This is a genomic window from Nocardia sp. NPDC051030 (genome assembly GCF_040683015.1).
Lineage (GTDB): Bacteria > Actinomycetota > Actinomycetes > Mycobacteriales > Mycobacteriaceae > Nocardia.
In genome coordinates, this window is record NZ_JBFBCD010000010.1 from 34,287 (window position 1) to 49,299 (window position 15,013).

Consider the following 15,013-nt stretch of genomic DNA (forward strand, 5'->3'; position numbering starts at 1 on the left):
CGGACCCGGGGAGATCAGCGCGGCCCGATGCCGTCGAGAAGGGTCGTGACGACCGATTCGATGGCGGCCGGGGCACGCGGTATGCCGGGCAGCACGGCCGACAGCACCTCGTCGTGGCACACGCCGACGAGCACCGCGACCGCGGCGGCAATGTCCGCGTCGGCGGCCAGGCGGCCCCGATCGCGTTCCGCGCGCAGATAATTCGCCAGGTCATCACGCCAATGCGATTCGCCCTCCCCGGGTTCGCCGATGCGGGCCAGCACCGCCGGAGTGGCGATCAGACCGGCGAAGACCGGCACCACACTGCGGTGCAGCGCCAATCCTGCACGCAGATAGGCGCTCAGGTTCGCTTCGAGGGTCGCGGTGCCGGGGGCGGGCAACGGACCCATGTCCCGATGCGCGGCGGCCACGTGCGCCCGGACGGCTTCGGCGAGGAGTTCCTCCTTGTCCGCGAAGTGGTTGTAGAGAACACCGTCGGCGACACCCGCCGCGCGGGCGATGGCGCGGACGGTGAGCCCGGCCGCGCCCTGCTCGGCGATCAGGCGCTGCGCGGTGATGACGAGGTGGTCGCGCAGACCGCGCTCGCCGTCGCTATCCCGCAGCGCCGCTGCCTTTCTCGGTGACATGGCTGGTTACGGTAGCGGCGCGGCGGCCGTGACCAGCCAGGCGGTACCGCGCAGCCGGACACCCGCCGGGGTGGCGAAGGGTTCCAGGGCCGTCGCGATCGCGGCGCGCACCTTGTCATCGGTCGCGAAGTCGGCCAGCGAGCGGTGGTAGCGCACCGGGCCCCAGCCCATGATGAATTCCGTTGCGTCGGCGACATCCCGGCCCCGGTGGCCGTCGGATTCCAGATGACGGGCGGTGATATCGGTGAATCCGGCGGCGGTCAGCAGCTCGCGGATGCGGTCCGGATCGGCGAAGGGACCGCTGGTGTGGCCGATCTCCAGGCTGTCGAGATGGTCTGCGGCCGCGCCGAATACCGATCCCAGGTCGGTGCCGGTCATGGGCGGCATGGTGACGAAGGCGAGACGTCCGCCGGGGCGCAGGGCGCGGGCGATATTGGCGAAGGCCGCGACCGGATCGGCGAAGAACATGATGCCGAAGCGACTCAGGGCGGCATCGAAGGAAGCCGGGTCGAAGGGATGGATCTGCGCATCGCCCTGTTCGAAGGTGACATTGCCCAGTCCCTCGGCGGCCGCGCGCTCGCGAGCACGGCCCAGCATCGGACCCGAGAGGTCGATGCCCTGCGCCGAGCCGGACGCCGCTCGACGGGCCGCGAGACGCGTCAATTGGCCATTGCCGCAACCGATGTCGAGAACCCTCGAGAACTCCGCGATATTCGCGGCGGCCAGCAGGGGTTCGTTGAAGCCGCTGTTCACCGCGTCGTAGCGGTCGTAATGACCGGCCCAGTGCTCGCCTTCGTAGCCGTTCCACGCCTCGGACTGTGCGGTATTGACGATCTCGGTCATCAGGATCTCCTTTATGAACAATCGTTCATGAACATGTGTTCATAATGCCATCGCCCGGGAACCGGGGCAAGGGCCATGTCCCGAAACAGATTTCGTTGTCGGTGGGCTGTGCCATGCTCTGGATATGGCACGAATGCTGCTGGTTCCGGGGTTCTGGCTCGGGGCGTGGGCGTGGGATGAAGTGGCCGCGGATTTGCGGCAGCGCGGGGACGAGGTACTGGCAATCACCTTGCCGGGGTTGGACGCCGACGATCCCGAGCGCTTGTCGGCGACGCTGGAGACGCAGGCCCAGGCCATTGTCGAGGCCGCCGACGAGCCGACGGTATTGGTGGCGCACTCGGGTGGCGGCGCGGCCGCCTATCTGGCGACCGACCTTGCGCAGGAACGGTTCTCCCGGGTCATCTACATCGACAGCGCTCCGGTACCGGAGGGCCACGCCCTCATCCCCAAGCTGGGCGCGCGGCCCGACTTCCCGCTACCGGACACCTGGGAAGAGGTGGAAGCCACGGGTAATAGCCTCGCGGGGCTGGACGAGGCGGATCTCGCGCGGTTCCGGGAGCGGGCGGTGAGCGAGCCCGCGGGCGTGGCCGGTGCGGCGCTGAAGCTGAGCGATTCGCCTGCGCGGCTGTCCATCCCGACCACGGTCATCTGCACCAGCTACCCGTCGGATCTGGTCAAGCAGCTCCGAGATTCGGGTGAGGAGCCCTTTTTCCGGGAGCTGCGCCGGATCGACGCCGAATATCTCGACCTACCCACCGGGCACTGGCCGATGTGGTCGAAGACGGCCGAATTGGCGGAGTTGCTACACGATGTCGCCAACCGTTGAAACGGCTCGGCAACCGTCGAACGGCAAGCTGTTCCATACGGAATATTCTCGGACAGCAGATAATCGGCGGATTGTCAGCGAATAAATAGCAAATATTGCGCGACTGTTGATGGACCCGCAGCAACCTGCGATAGATCAGAACGAGGCGCGTAATCCCTTGCGCGACCTTGTTATCGGCAATCCAGGCGACACCACCGGTGTGGTGCTGGTTGAATGCCGAAGTCTCGCCCGATCGAGCGAGACATGGCCGAAGTACTGCATACTACGACGCGGGCTGCGACAGTGGCCCACCAACAGAACGTTGTAGTCCGAACTCCACGGGGGTTGAAAGTATGACTGATTCGATAACGCGAGGACGGGGCCTGCGCCTTCGTCGGGGCCTCGTCCCGGCCGTGATGGCGGCTTCCGTTTTCGCCGCGCTGGTCACCGGTTGCTCGTCCAGCAGCGACGACTCCAAGACCACGTCCGCGCCTGCTCCCACCGGTGCGCTGCCCGATGGCGCGCAGATCGTCTCGGAGAGCGCGAAGACCACACAGACTTTGCAGTCGGTCCACCTGGCTCTGGCCGTGAAGAACGTCCCGAACCTCCCGGTGGAGAGCGTCAAGGCCGACGTCACCAACCAGCCGCAGGGCAATGGCCAGGCGATCGGTGAGGCCTCGGTCCGCATGAAGCAGGACGCTCCCTTCACCTCGACCAAGTTCCTGGTCGTGGACAAGACCCTGTACATCGGTGACGGCTCCTCGTACGCCCCGGCCGGTCCGGCCGAGAAGGTCTACGATCCGGGCGTCATCCTGGACAAGGACAAGGGCCTCGCCAATGTCATTGCCAATGTGCAGAACCCGAAGGTCGAGGGCCGCGAGAAGGTCGACGGCGTCGACACCGTGAAGGTGTCCGGCACCATCGACGCCTCGGTCATCGACCCGATCGTGCCGCAGGCGGGCAAGGATGCCGGCACCATGCCGATCACCCTGTGGATCAAGGATGTCGCGCCGCCGACCGGTAGCGCGACCACGCTGCCGTCCACTGCCGCCTCGCCGGGCAATGGACCGAACCTGGTTCAGGCCGTGGTCAAGAAGGACTCCGGCACCATCACGGTGACGCTGTCCGACTGGGCCAAGCCCGTCACGGTCACCAAGCCCGGCGGCTAAATCGCTCACCCCTGCGCTCGAGTCGCACGCCCCGAGAGATAAGGGCGTGCGCACCGCAGGCCCGCGCGGTCATAATTCTGACGTGTGAGTTCGGAACCGGTCCGGGAAAGTGGAACGGCCCCAACGGCTGTCGCCACGGACCCGGACCGGATTTCGTCATTGGGGCGGGGAGCTCCAGGGGGTCGGGGGAAGACTATCGGCGCGTCGACACACCGCGTGTCCAGCCGATTCGAAACACTCGATGCCCGCCAGCCGACACCCTTGATGTGTAGCGGCCCGGCTCGGCGGCGGGGTTGCCAGAGATAACGAAGCTACTGGTTTAAGAGATTGTTCAGTGGAATGCAAGGCGCGGCACGCAAGATTTGGTTCCAACGCTCGAACGCTGTGTGTGCGTGTGACATTGATCGGCGAACAGCGAGCAATGCACCACCGATCGGCAGCGCTGTTTCAAGACTTGGAGGAATGAGATGACGACGAACGACCGCCCGGAAGTCGAGGAGCGGGACTTCCGTCGACCTCCCGGTCCTGACGGACCGCCTCCGATCTCCAATGTCTGGGTGTACAACGGCAAAGCCTACGACTTGAGCGACTGGATTTCCAAGCATCCGGGCGGCGAGTTCTTCATCGGGCGAACGAAAAATCGGGATATCACCTCCATTATCGGGTCATACCACCGGAATCCGGAGGGAATCGAACGAGTTCTGAAGAAGTACTCGCTCGATCGCGATGCTCTCCCGGAGGACATCCACCCCAAGGCCAATGCACCGGACTTCCTGTTCAAGGAGGGTTTCGACAGCTGGCGCGACACCCCGAAGTACCGCTTCGACAATAAGGAGGACCTCCTCCACAAGGTCAAGGCGCGACTGAAGGACCCCGACCTGGCGGCGCGAATCCGGCGCATGGACAAGACCTTCAATGTCGTGGTGGCGCTGCTGGCCATCTCGTACTTCGCGGTCCAGGGCCTGCGGTTGTTCGAGCGCAGCTGGATGCCGCTGCCGGTATTCGTCATCGCCATGGTTCTACTGCGCAGCTCCCTCGCGGGGTTCGGTCACTACGCGATCCACCGCGCGCAGAAGGGCTGGAACAAGATCTTCGTGAATGCCTTCGACTTCAACTACGTCGCACTGGCATTCGTGACCGCGGACGGACACGCACTACTGCACCACCCGCACACCCAGAGTGAAGTCGACATCAAGAAGAACGTCTTCACCATGATGGTGCGAGTGCCCCGGCTGTTCCGGATCCCGGTGCACACCGTGCACAAGTTCGGGCACACGGTCACAGGCATGATCTTCCGGTTGCTCGATGTCTGCCGGCTCACCCGCAAGGTGGGCATCAAGGACATGTACGGCACCTGGGGCGGTGCGCTGCCGCACTTCATCGGCTCGTTCGGGGTGCGCTTCCTGCTGCTGGGCGAGCTCATCGCCTTCACCCTCGCGGGCGACTTCTGGGCCTGGGCACTGCAATTCGTGCTCTCGCTCTGGATCAGCACCTTCCTGGTCGTGGCCAGCCACGACTTCGAGGTGGAGACCGAGCACATCGAGACCAACACCGAAGACTGGGGCGTCAACCAGCTCGAACAGGCCTACGACCTGAAGGTGGTCGGCAACCGCTATGTCGACTGCTTCCTCTCGGCCGGACTGAGTTCACACCGTGTGCACCATGTCCTGCCTTACCAGCGGAGTGGCTTCGCCAATATCGCCACCGAGGACGTATTGCGCGAAGAAGCGGCGAAATTCGGGGTGGAGTGGATTCCGGCGAAGAGCTTCTTCACCGATCGATTCCCGAAGCAGATTCAGACCTACCTGCTGTCGCCTTCGGACGATGCGGTGGAGCGGAATTGGGGCTTCGCTCGGGAACACTTCTCGCCGCTGGCATTGAAGACCTGCGTCGTGTACATGGCTCAGGGCTTCACCGGAATCGGAACGGTCTGAACCCGTTTCGTTGATTGCTCGGTGATCGGGCCTTCCGCAGGCAGTGCTGCCCGATCACCTTTTGAAAGAATGGGGAGAGCTTCAAAATGTCTATTACCATCGATGAGGGCACTCAGTCCTGGGGGGCATCGCACAAGGGGACCCAGCGTGGCTACGGCTCGGCTGATCACGTACACAGCCTGACCGAGACCGTGCTGCCCCCGACCCCGCCGACCACGGTCGGCGTGATCGAAAGCATTGCCACCGGTTCGCCGCTGCAGATCTTCGACCAGTCCGAGGCCGCCGATCAGGTGGCCGCGCTGTTCACCGATCCGGCGCAGCAGACCCGCATTCCGCGGATCTACCAGAAGACGAAGATCACCAACCGGCACCTGGCCGTCAACCCGGTCGATCCCGACTTCCTGGAGTTCTCCCGCGAGAAGGCGACCATCCGGGAACGGATGAATCTGTTCATGGAGCACGCCGCACCGCTCGCGGTCGACGTGGCCGGGCGCGCCATCGCCGGTATCGAGGATCCGGCCGCCGAGATCGGCATGCTGGTCTTCGCGACCAGCACCGGCTTCATCGCGCCCGGCGTGGATGTGGCCGTGGTCAAGCAGCTCGGCCTGTCGCCGCGGGTGAACCGGGTCGTGGTCAACTTCATGGGCTGTGCGGCCGCGATGAACGCCATGCGCACCGCCGTGGATTACGTTCGGGCGCACCCGGACAAGAAGGCCATGGTCATCTGCATCGAGATCAGCTCGGCGAACGCGGTGTTCGACGACAACATCAATGATGTGATCATCCACAGCCTCTTCGGTGACGGCTGCGGCGCGGTCGTGATCGGCGCGGGCAATGTGCAGGAGCAGCTCGCCCCCGGCAAGATCGTGATCCGGGACAGCTTCAGCTACCTGTTCGACGATGCGGAGGACGGCATCGTCCTGGGCGTCAATGACAATGGCATCACCTGCGAGCTGTCGGCGAACCTGCCGCAGTACATCTACAAGGGTGTCGATCCGGTCATCGTGGACGTGCTGGACCGCAATGGGCTCAGCAAGGGCGATGTCGATCTGTGGGCGATCCACCCGGGTGGCCCGAAGATCATCGAGGAATCGGTCAACTCGCTGGGTATTCCCGCCGAACGCGCGGCCACGAGCTGGGATGTGCTGGCCGAGTACGGCAATATGCTCAGCGTTTCGCTGATCTTCGTGCTGGAGAAGATGATTCAGCAGGCGGAGACCGTGGAGCCGATTTCCACCGGTGTGGCGTTCTCCTTCGCGCCGGGCGTCACACTCGAAGGCATCGTCTTCGACATCATCCGCCGATAATCGAGCTACCGCCCGATTCGAAAGAGCGCAGCAATCATGCAACTCATCAGATTTCTAGTCTCGATCTCGTGGATGCGGATCTCGGTAATCATTGCCGCCGGTCTCATCTGCGGTGTGGCGAACACCTACCTGGTGACACTCATTCGGGGAGTCGTGTCACCGGAACCGAGTCCGAACGCCACCTTCGGTCACTTCGCGGTGACCGCACTGGTCATCGTGGTCGGTGGTGTGCTGTCGCAGGTGTTGCTGATCCGCCTGGCTCAGGACGCCATCTACCGGCTGCGCTCGGAGCTCAGCTCCGGCATCGTGTCCGCGCCGCTCGAGCACCTCGAGCGGCTCGGCATGCACCGGCTGATGGCGACCCTCACCGAGGATGTCCGGTCACTGTCGCAGGCAGTGACCGCCATCCCGAGCATCTGCGTCGACGTGGCCACCATCATCGGCTGCTTCGTCTACCTGCTGATCATCTCGGGTCCGATCTTCGCGGTCACCGCGGCGGGGACCGTACTCGGAATCTCCTGTGTCGAACTGGTTCTCAAGCGGGTGCGGCGGATCTACCACGAGGCCCGCGAGAACGAGGACGCACTGCTGCGCTCCTTCCAGGCCGTGACGCTGGGTATCAAGGAGCTCAAGCTGCACCGCGGCCGGCGCCAGGACTTCATGGACCGGCACCTGCTTGGCACGGCCGACAAACTGCGGACGCAGAATACCGACGCCGGATCCAAGTTCTCGGTGGCACAGGGCTTCGGGCAGCTGTTGCAGCTCGGCACCATGGCGCTCATCCTGTTCGGGATCGCCTCGGCGTGGAATGTGCCGCGCGACGTCATGTTCGGCTACATCCTGGTGACCACGTTCCTGTCCATGCCGATGCAGAACTTCATGCATCGCATTCCGGACCTGCTGCGCGGTGATGTGGCGCTGGCCAAGATTCGCGGCATGGAGTTCTCCATGGAGACCATGCACAACGAGAACGAGCTGCCCTACACCGAGCGCCCGCAGGCCACCGAAGCCCGGCTGGAACTGGCCGGTGTGAGTTACCACTACCAGTCCGAAGCGCCCTCGCCGTTCCCACCGCCGCCCGGTGGCGAGCAGCCGGGACCTGTTGCGGCACAGGGTCCGGCGCAGAGTCCGGGCGGACATCCGGTACCGGGACAGGGTGCGCCCCCGGCCGGACGGCCCGGGCATCCGGGTGCGGGTGGACGGCCCGCACCCGGTCAGCATCACGCGCCGCCGCCGGATGGCCGTCCCGCACCGCACGGTGCGCCGATGGGTCCGGCCGGTCGCCCGGATGTCAATGGACACAAGCGAATCAGCCATGGCTCGCCGAATATGCGACCTGCTCCGATGGGTCCGCCGCCCGCCGCGGACGACGTCACCGGATTCACCCTCGGCCCGATCGACCTGACCTTCGAGTCCGGGCAGATCACCTTCATCGTGGGTGGCAATGGCAGCGGCAAGTCCACCCTCGCCAAGCTGATCACGGGCCTGTACGTGCCGCGCACCGGCCAGGTCTCGCTCAATGGCGAGGCGATCGACCACGAGAACATCGAGTGGTTCCGCCAGAACTCGTCGGCCATCTTCACCGACTTCCACCTGTTCGAGGACTACCTGGGCTTCGAACCCGGCATCGATGTCGAGGTGCGCCGCTACCTCGAGGAGTTGCAGATCGCGCACAAGGTAACCGTCCAAGACGGCCGCCTCTCCACGATCAACCTCTCCCAGGGCCAGCGCAAGCGCCTAGCCCTGCTCACCGCACTCCTCGAAGACCGCCAGATCTACCTCTTCGACGAGTGGGCCGCCGACCAGGAACCCAAGTTCCGCGACGTCTTCTACAAGGAGATCCTCACCGATCTCAAACGCCGCGGTAAGACGGTCATCGTCATCACCCACGACGACCGCTACTTCCACCTCGCCGACCAACTGGTCAAGCTCGACTTCGGCAAGGTCGCGGAGGCCAAGGCGGTCGCCGCACCGTCAGCCTGATCCGACCGAACAGAATGCCCCGCACCGAATCCGGTGCGGGGCATTCTTTTTGAAATCAGTTGGTGCGGTTGAATTCTCCGTCATTGACGCCCGCGGTGAAGGCGCTCCATTCGCCGGGCGTGAAGACTAGCGCGGGGCCGGTCGGGTTCTTGGAGTCGCGGACGCCGACCATGCCACCGTCCAGGTAGGCGACCTCCACGCATTCGCCACCACCCTGGCTGTAGCTGCTCTTGAACCAGTGCGCGCCGGACAGGTCAGTGTCCACTCTCATACTCCCTTGCTATCTGCCTGAGCAACTGTCGGCTGTCTGAACAGTCGAGCGATGCGTTCCTCAGGCGATCGTACGATCGCAAGAAGCTCGCCACGTCGTCCGCGTCCTCGATGTACATGTTGCCCACGATGCCCTCCAGGAATACAACAGGAGGCTCTACGGGTTCACCGGGTGCCGATTCCCCATATTGCAGCACTACGAATGGAGGCATCGAGATACCGCCCGGAAAGCCTGCGGCGGACGGAAGTACCCGTAGCTCAACGTTGTCTTCTGTTGATCGGTCGGCCAGATGTCGGAGCTGAGTGGTCATGATGGCCGAGCTGCCCGCGACTCGGCGTAACGCTGCTTCGCCGACCACGACATCGAGCGTCACGGGTTGCGTCTTACGGGTAACAATCCTCTGACGCTGCATCTTCAACTGCACGCGCCGCTCCCATTCCTCAGGGGAATCGGCTGGCCAAATCTGGCTGACCAGTGATCGATCGTAGTCGGCGATCTGAAGTAGGCCAGGCACCAGATCGGGTTGGTACGTAATGATTTTGAATGCGGCGGCTTCGAGACCTACGTAGACATCGAAGTCTTTGGGGATCAAGTCGCCGTATTGGTGCCACCAGTTCTTGACGTTGGCTTGCTTTGCGAGGCCGACCAGCGCGGCGGTGAGATCCTCAGGCACTCCGTACAAATCGGACACGGCCTGTATGTCGCGCGTTTTGATTCGAGAGTTCTCGCCCTTCTCCAGCCGACCGAGACTGGATGCGCCCATCTCCAGAAGCTGAGCGGCCTTCGTCTGTGTGTATCCGGCGCGGGTGCGCCATTCAAGGAGGTAGCGGCCGAGTTGGCGACGCGGCAGCGTCGAACCCGCATCGCTGGTTGGCTGTGTCATTGCATCCTCCGATTCGGGGAGGGTGAATCACCATGTCGGGGTAATCATTCCACCTGCGGCGGGGGCTGTTCAGGGGTTTCGAGGAACTTTTTTCGGTCCCACCGATTCGATGGAAACCATCACAGGGAGGGGTGTGTCATTGGAAGTGCCCGGCGAGTTGTGTTCCCGCAATCGCGATCTTCACGCCCGGCGCTTTCTGCATCGACCGTCGAACTACCGGGAGCTGCCGGACATGGAACCCATTCTTGCCATCACGCTCGTGTCGCTAGGGGTGTTCGCGGCGGCCGTGGTCGGGCGCATCGCCGGGTCCATGGACCGCGACGTCCCCCGGCTGACGGTCGCCGATATCCAGGCGCGTCTGGCGGCCGAGCCGCCGCGCACCTACGTGCCAGTCAGTCGGAGGTGGTGACCGATGGCGTTCACCGAGCCAGAGGCGAAAGTCCTTGGCACACTGTCGAATTTGGAACCAGCCAGGACGCTCACCGCGCGCCAGCTCTGCTGCGCCACCGGGCTGCCCGAGGCGTCGGTTCACCGGGCGTTGCTGCGCCTGTCTCGAACCGGGCTGGTGATGGGAACCCTGCAAGGCCCCGCGCGGTGGCGTTCGACCAATCGGGGCCGTGTGGCGATCACCCGGCCCGTCTATCGCGATTACCTCGGAGCGTGACCATGACACAGTACGCGATCGGATTTCTGCGCCGCGAGATCTCCGGTCTCCAGAAACCAGTGCATGAGAGCGAGATGCACTCTGCCGCAAATCAATATGGATACGAGATCTGTCTCATGGTCTTGATAGCACCCGAGCGCGACGCCGTCGTGCAACGGCTGATGACTCTCGTGTGGAACGAGGACGTCAACGCGATCATCGTGCCCAGCCACGATCACCTCGAACCCGCCGACATCGAGGCACTCGTCAAGTTCGCCGACGTGATCTGCGCAGACACGGGTAACCGGTTCACCATCGCCACAGACGCAGAAGAGCCCGACTACCCCAAGCGCATCATGGCCGGAGCGCCACCGCTGCGGGAACTCCCACCCGTCAGCACCGAGAGCGGCTGACCGTCAACGACCATTCCGGTAGCTCGGGTGAGCCACGGAAAGGGGTCTGCATTCGAACCGCTTCCATGAATTGAAAGTATTTACACCACAATTTGCACGAGAGCGCTCTTCGAACCATCGTGGGCACACCGCGTGTTACGGCCGCTCAGCCGCGGCACGTCACGGCTGTTCTCTTGGGGTCACCGGGGTCCGAAGCGGTTCAGCCAGAGGTTTGAGCAGTTCACCGGTCTTCGCGGCACCTAACGCGAATCACGACAGGTGTCGGCGGTGACCCAGCACAGCGGTACCCGCGATTGCCGGGGAGCCGCTACAACTCGACTTCGACGCCCGCTGTCACGCAATACAATTCGGTAGGTGATCACAGCCTCACCCGGTACCCGTCGCCTCCTCCTCATCGCCGCGGCGGCCTGCCTCTTCGGCGCTTCCCTCGGCTTCTCCGCGGGCCTGACCCTCAACGTCTACGGCGACCGAATTCCGCGCATCCAGCAGTACACCGCCGACGAGAAGCGGTTCCTCGAAGGGCTCGACTCCTACGACGGCCAACTCCGCGTCATGGCGTGGAAATACCGGCGAGAAAGCGTGGACCTCGCCAAAGCCGTTGTCGCCGACCTGCGAACCGAAATCGCCGCCCATCCCAACAGCGACCGCGGCCCGCAACAAGTCTTCGTGGCCCGCCGCGTCACCTACGAATACGCCGTATCGCAGGAGGAGGCCAAGACCTTCGTCGCCCTGGCCGCCACCTATTTCGCACCAGAATTGCTGTAGGCCGCGGCTAGGTTGCCGCGGCGCGCAACGCCTCGTCGATGGTGTCGAAGACTTAGGTCGACGGACAGTCACGGCACCCAGCCACCTGAACTGCAACACCCCAGAGAACTGTCGCAAAACTCCGCCGGAGTGTCTGCGACACAACATCACGCCACAGGCTGAATCCCCAAGAGAACCGGCGACCAGGTGAACGAAGTAGAGAAATGGGAGGCAACCCATGAGTGACACCTTCGACGACATGACCCCCGACGAGGTCGCCGCCATGACCGAGCGCCTCGAGTACACCGGCGAAGAGGCGACGATCGAAGAGTTGGGGATCGACCTCGACCCCGAGACGACCCTGGTCCCACGATCGGTGAAGCTTCCCGCCCCACTGGATCGGGCGTGCAAAGCGCGCGCCAAAGCGGCCGGATTGACCAGTCCGCGTACATTCGCCAGTTGATCGAGCGAGATCTGGCCGAAAATGACACCGGTGCAACACGTCCCGCATGGGTGACAGAGCTACTGTCGGTGATCGCCCACCATGAACACGACGGGGAGCACCGCCGCGCATCCTGAGCCATGCCGACAAGGACGAGCGGGGCGTTTCGGCTAGAGGAACAGAAACCATTCTCATGGAGTACCGGCGGGCTCGGCGTTGTTGTCCCCGGACATGGTCAGCACTTTCGCAGCAGTTAAACAGCAACAGCGGGAACAGCTCCGCGATTTTCTGCGCACTCGGCGGGCTCGGGTCACGCCCGGCGAGGTCGGATTGGTTACCACTGGTGCCCGCCGGACTCCCGGGCTGCGGCGGGAGGAAGTGGCGCTGCTCGCCGGGGTTGGGGTGTCTTGGTACACCTGGCTGGAGCAGGGGCGCGATATCAATGTTTCCGAAGACATTCTCGATGCCGTGAGCCGGGCGCTGCGGCTTACCGAACCCGAACGCGCACATTTGTTTCTGCTGGCGGGACCGCCGCGACCGCAACCCGGGGTTCCCGCTGCGACGGTCGCGCCGGAGTTGCGCGAACTGCTCGACTCGTGGGGGCCGCGACCGGCGGGGCTGCGGGATCGGCACTGGAATCTGCTCGCCGTGAATGCCGGGACGCGGTGGGTATTCGGCCACGACGAAGGCGATTTCAACTGCTTGATCTCGTTCTTCACCAACCCCCGCTTCCGAGAGTTGCACAGTGAGTGGTCGGCCGTCGCACCGGATATGGTCGCCGCCTTCCGGGCCGACGCGGCGCATACACCGGGCGATCCGGCCTTCGAGCGGATGATCACCGAACTCCGGGACGCCAGTGCGGAATTCGACGAACTGTGGGATCGCCACGATGTGGCCGCACCCACCCGGGCCGTCAAGACCATTCGCCACCCCGAAGCCGGTGAACTGACCTTCGACAAGACCACCCTGGCCGTGATCGACCAGCCGGACTGGTTCCTGGAGCTCTACAACCCGCGCGCCGGCACCGGCACCGGGGAACGCCTCGACCGGCTGGCACAGGACATGCGCGTCACCGTCGGCTGAAGCGTGAGCCTGGTGGTGGTGGACCCAGGTTGAACACGCACTGTTTGCGGCCTCCGCCGGTCGGAATGCTGAATCCCATGACGGACAGCACTTCTCGATTCGACGACAAGGTCGCGCTCATTACCGGCGGCAGCAGCGGCATGGGTCTGGCCACCGCCCGCACGCTGCTGGCCCGGGGCGCGCATGTGATCATCACCGGACGCGACAAGAACCGGCTCGATGAGGCCTCCGACCAACTCCGGGGCACGGGATCCGATGCGGCCGAACGCCTCCTGCCCGTGCGCGGCGATGTGGCCAATCGCGCCGACCTCGATGACCTGACCGATCTCATCCGGACTCGGCATGGACGACTGGATGTGGTCTTCGCCAATGCGGGCGTCGCCTCGTTCGCGCCGATCGCGGAGTTCGGCGAGGACGAGTTCGACCGGGTCGTGGACATCAACTTCAAGGGCGTCTACTTCACCATTCAACAGGCACTCCCCCTGCTGGCCGACGGTTCCTCGATCATCATCAATGCCTCGGTCACGCTGCATCGCGGAATTCCGGGCGCGACGGTGTACTCGGCGACCAAGGCGGCCGTGCACAATCTGGCCCGCACCCTCGCGGCGGACCTGGCCCCCAGGCGGATTCGGGTCAATTCGGTGAGCCCCGGCTATATCGAGACGCCCATGTTCCACGCGAACGTCTCCCCCACCGCACAGGCCGATGTCATCGCCGGTGTGCCCGCCGCTCGCATCGGCACCGCCGAGGATGTGGCCGAGGCGGTCGCCTTCCTCGCCTCCGATGCGGCGTCCTACATCAATGGCCAGGATCTGCTCATCGACGGCGGCATGACCACCGCCATCCCATCGGCCATGCTCTAGCACGACACACACGCCGAAGCCTCGCACCGGAATCCGGTGCGGGGCTTTCTGTTTCGGACGTCGCGCTTCAGACCAGGGCGGGTTCGGACTGGCCGATGATCGTGCGGACCTCGGCGATCATGCGGGCGATGAGTTGTGCGGGGGCGCGGTCGGTCCAGACCAGGGCGAGCTCGGAGGGTTCGGCGTCGGTGACCGTTCGCCAGACCACAGCGGTGGCAGGGATCCAGCGGCTCAAGGGTTCCGGGGCCAGCCAGACGCCCTTGCGGCGGGCGACCATCATGAGGGCGTCCTCGACCTTCTCGACCTCCGGGCCACGCTGGGCGGCGGTGCCGTCGGGACGGGGATCGGCCATCCAATGGCGCAGGTTCTCCTCGGAGAGGTAGATGTCCGGGCGCAGCACCGGTTCGTCGGCGAGGTCGGCGAGGGTCACCGACTCCTGTTCGGCGAGGGGATGTTTCGGGGAGAGTGCGACGACGCGCGGGTCGGTGCGCACCACGGCGTGCTGAAAACGATCGTCACCGAGGGGCAGCCAGATGAAGGCGGCGTCGGCCTCACCCGAGAGCAGCAGTTCGCGTTCGGCCGGGGGTGTGTGGACGGTGGTCAGGTCGACCTCGAGGCCGGGCACGGCCGCCTCCATGGCATCGGCGACCTCGGTGGCGAAAAGCGATGTGGCGTAGGGACACACGGCCAGTTGCAGCTTGCCGAGATTGCCACGGTCCGCGGCCTGCACGCGTTCGGTGAGTGCGCCGAGATCCGCCACCACCGCATTGCCGCCGCGCGCGAGCTCCTCCCCGGCGGGCGTGAGCAGTACCCCGCGCGAGGTCCGAACCAGCAGTGTCACAGCCAAAGCGCGTTCCAGCTGCTGGATTTGGGTGGAGAGCGTCTGCTGGCTGAGATGCAGCCGGGCCGAGGCGCGGGTGATATTCAGTTCGGCCGCCACCACCAGAAACGATTGCAGCTGGCGAATATCCAGATCGATCACGCCGCTGACCCTACCGGGGCTG

General features: G+C 64.5%; 17 protein-coding genes. 12 read left to right on the forward strand and 5 right to left on the reverse strand.

The window, feature by feature from the left end; genetic code table 11:
* Positions 1–14 precede the first annotated feature (14 nt).
* Positions 15–626: a helix-turn-helix domain-containing protein gene (locus AB0N05_RS30465; protein ID WP_364700216.1), complete on the reverse strand. Its 612-nt coding sequence runs from the start codon at positions 624–626 to the stop codon at positions 15–17.
* A 6-nt stretch (positions 627–632) separates the two neighbouring features.
* Positions 633–1,469, reverse strand: coding sequence for a methyltransferase domain-containing protein (locus AB0N05_RS30470; RefSeq protein ID WP_364700218.1), 837 nt, complete (start codon positions 1,467–1,469; stop codon positions 633–635).
* A gap of 124 nt (positions 1,470–1,593) precedes the next feature.
* On the opposite strand from AB0N05_RS30470, the gene AB0N05_RS30475 reads away from it, so the two are divergent.
* From AB0N05_RS30475 to AB0N05_RS30495, 5 genes are all read left to right on the forward strand, one after another.
* Positions 1,594–2,295 (forward strand): alpha/beta hydrolase, encoded by a 702-nt coding sequence (locus AB0N05_RS30475; RefSeq protein WP_364700220.1) that lies wholly within the window; start codon positions 1,594–1,596, stop codon positions 2,293–2,295.
* Positions 2,296–2,690: 395 nt separating this feature from the next.
* Positions 2,691–3,443, forward strand: a complete 753-nt coding sequence (locus tag AB0N05_RS30480) for an LppX_LprAFG lipoprotein (RefSeq protein WP_364700223.1) — start codon at positions 2,691–2,693, stop codon at positions 3,441–3,443.
* A 467-nt stretch (positions 3,444–3,910) separates the two neighbouring features.
* Positions 3,911–5,377, forward strand: a complete 1,467-nt coding sequence (locus AB0N05_RS30485) for a fatty acid desaturase (protein ID WP_364700225.1) — start codon at positions 3,911–3,913, stop codon at positions 5,375–5,377.
* Positions 5,378–5,463: 86 nt separating this feature from the next.
* A complete protein-coding gene (locus AB0N05_RS30490) occupies positions 5,464–6,684 on the forward strand; it encodes a 3-oxoacyl-[acyl-carrier-protein] synthase III C-terminal domain-containing protein (protein WP_364700227.1) in 1,221 nt (406 codons plus the stop codon).
* 36 nt (positions 6,685–6,720) lie between these two features.
* Complete coding sequence (locus tag AB0N05_RS30495) at positions 6,721–8,667, forward strand: ATP-binding cassette domain-containing protein (protein ID WP_364700229.1); 1,947 nt, start codon at positions 6,721–6,723, stop codon at positions 8,665–8,667.
* Between the two features lie 55 nt (positions 8,668–8,722).
* Here the strand turns inward: AB0N05_RS30495 and AB0N05_RS30500 are convergent, their stop codons facing one another.
* Positions 8,723–8,932: a DUF397 domain-containing protein gene (locus AB0N05_RS30500; RefSeq protein ID WP_364700864.1), complete on the reverse strand. Its 210-nt coding sequence runs from the start codon at positions 8,930–8,932 to the stop codon at positions 8,723–8,725.
* The gene (locus tag AB0N05_RS30505) at positions 8,922–9,821 is read right to left on the reverse strand and encodes a helix-turn-helix transcriptional regulator (RefSeq protein WP_364700231.1); all 900 of its coding nucleotides are present in this window, start codon (positions 9,819–9,821) and stop codon (positions 8,922–8,924) included. The genes AB0N05_RS30500 and AB0N05_RS30505 overlap by 11 nt, the downstream gene beginning before the upstream one ends.
* Before the next feature lie 133 nt (positions 9,822–9,954).
* Between AB0N05_RS30505 and AB0N05_RS30510 the strand changes: the two genes are divergently transcribed.
* The 7 genes from AB0N05_RS30510 (at position 9,955) to AB0N05_RS30540 (ending at position 14,009) form a co-directional block, all read left to right on the forward strand.
* Complete coding sequence (locus AB0N05_RS30510; RefSeq protein ID WP_364700233.1) at positions 9,955–10,230, forward strand: hypothetical protein; 276 nt, start codon at positions 9,955–9,957, stop codon at positions 10,228–10,230.
* Between the two features lie 3 nt (positions 10,231–10,233).
* Positions 10,234–10,485, forward strand: coding sequence for a helix-turn-helix domain-containing protein (locus AB0N05_RS30515; RefSeq protein WP_364700235.1), 252 nt, complete (start codon positions 10,234–10,236; stop codon positions 10,483–10,485).
* 116 nt (positions 10,486–10,601) lie between these two features.
* Positions 10,602–10,877, forward strand: coding sequence for a hypothetical protein (locus AB0N05_RS30520; protein WP_364700237.1), 276 nt, complete (start codon positions 10,602–10,604; stop codon positions 10,875–10,877).
* Positions 10,878–11,231: 354 nt separating this feature from the next.
* A complete protein-coding gene (locus AB0N05_RS30525) occupies positions 11,232–11,642 on the forward strand; it encodes a hypothetical protein (RefSeq protein ID WP_364700239.1) in 411 nt (136 codons plus the stop codon).
* A 217-nt stretch (positions 11,643–11,859) separates the two neighbouring features.
* Entirely contained in the window at positions 11,860–12,084 is a 225-nt protein-coding gene (locus AB0N05_RS30530; protein WP_364700241.1) for a hypothetical protein, read from the forward strand.
* 210 nt (positions 12,085–12,294) lie between these two features.
* Complete coding sequence (locus tag AB0N05_RS30535) at positions 12,295–13,146, forward strand: helix-turn-helix transcriptional regulator (RefSeq protein ID WP_364700243.1); 852 nt, start codon at positions 12,295–12,297, stop codon at positions 13,144–13,146.
* 77 nt (positions 13,147–13,223) lie between these two features.
* Positions 13,224–14,009, forward strand: coding sequence for a glucose 1-dehydrogenase (locus AB0N05_RS30540; RefSeq protein WP_364700245.1), 786 nt, complete (start codon positions 13,224–13,226; stop codon positions 14,007–14,009).
* Between the two features lie 67 nt (positions 14,010–14,076).
* On the opposite strand, the gene AB0N05_RS30545 is transcribed toward AB0N05_RS30540, so the two are convergent.
* The gene (locus tag AB0N05_RS30545) at positions 14,077–14,991 is read right to left on the reverse strand and encodes a LysR family transcriptional regulator (protein WP_364700247.1); all 915 of its coding nucleotides are present in this window, start codon (positions 14,989–14,991) and stop codon (positions 14,077–14,079) included.
* Between the last annotated feature and the right edge of the window lie 22 nt (positions 14,992–15,013).

Excerpts from the sequence above, each read along its gene's own strand:
- AB0N05_RS30490 (WP_364700227.1), top strand. The coding sequence starts at position 5,464 with ATGTCTATTACCATCGATGAGGGCACTCAGTCCTGGGGGGCATCGCAC.
- AB0N05_RS30515 (WP_364700235.1), top strand. The coding sequence starts at position 10,234 with ATGGCGTTCACCGAGCCAGAGGCGAAAGTCCTTGGCACACTGTCGAAT.
- AB0N05_RS30470 (WP_364700218.1), bottom strand. The coding sequence starts at position 1,469 with ATGACCGAGATCGTCAATACCGCACAGTCCGAGGCGTGGAACGGCTAC.
- AB0N05_RS30530 (WP_364700241.1), top strand. The coding sequence starts at position 11,860 with ATGAGTGACACCTTCGACGACATGACCCCCGACGAGGTCGCCGCCATG.
- AB0N05_RS30485 (WP_364700225.1), top strand. The coding sequence starts at position 3,911 with ATGACGACGAACGACCGCCCGGAAGTCGAGGAGCGGGACTTCCGTCGA.
- AB0N05_RS30505 (WP_364700231.1), bottom strand. The coding sequence starts at position 9,821 with ATGACACAGCCAACCAGCGATGCGGGTTCGACGCTGCCGCGTCGCCAA.
- AB0N05_RS30520 (WP_364700237.1), top strand. The coding sequence starts at position 10,602 with ATGGTCTTGATAGCACCCGAGCGCGACGCCGTCGTGCAACGGCTGATG.
- AB0N05_RS30540 (WP_364700245.1), top strand. The coding sequence starts at position 13,224 with ATGACGGACAGCACTTCTCGATTCGACGACAAGGTCGCGCTCATTACC.
- AB0N05_RS30465 (WP_364700216.1), bottom strand. The coding sequence starts at position 626 with ATGTCACCGAGAAAGGCAGCGGCGCTGCGGGATAGCGACGGCGAGCGC.
- AB0N05_RS30495 (WP_364700229.1), top strand. The coding sequence starts at position 6,721 with ATGCAACTCATCAGATTTCTAGTCTCGATCTCGTGGATGCGGATCTCG.
- AB0N05_RS30480 (WP_364700223.1), top strand. The coding sequence starts at position 2,691 with ATGGCGGCTTCCGTTTTCGCCGCGCTGGTCACCGGTTGCTCGTCCAGC.
- AB0N05_RS30535 (WP_364700243.1), top strand. The coding sequence starts at position 12,295 with ATGGTCAGCACTTTCGCAGCAGTTAAACAGCAACAGCGGGAACAGCTC.
- AB0N05_RS30475 (WP_364700220.1), top strand. The coding sequence starts at position 1,594 with ATGGCACGAATGCTGCTGGTTCCGGGGTTCTGGCTCGGGGCGTGGGCG.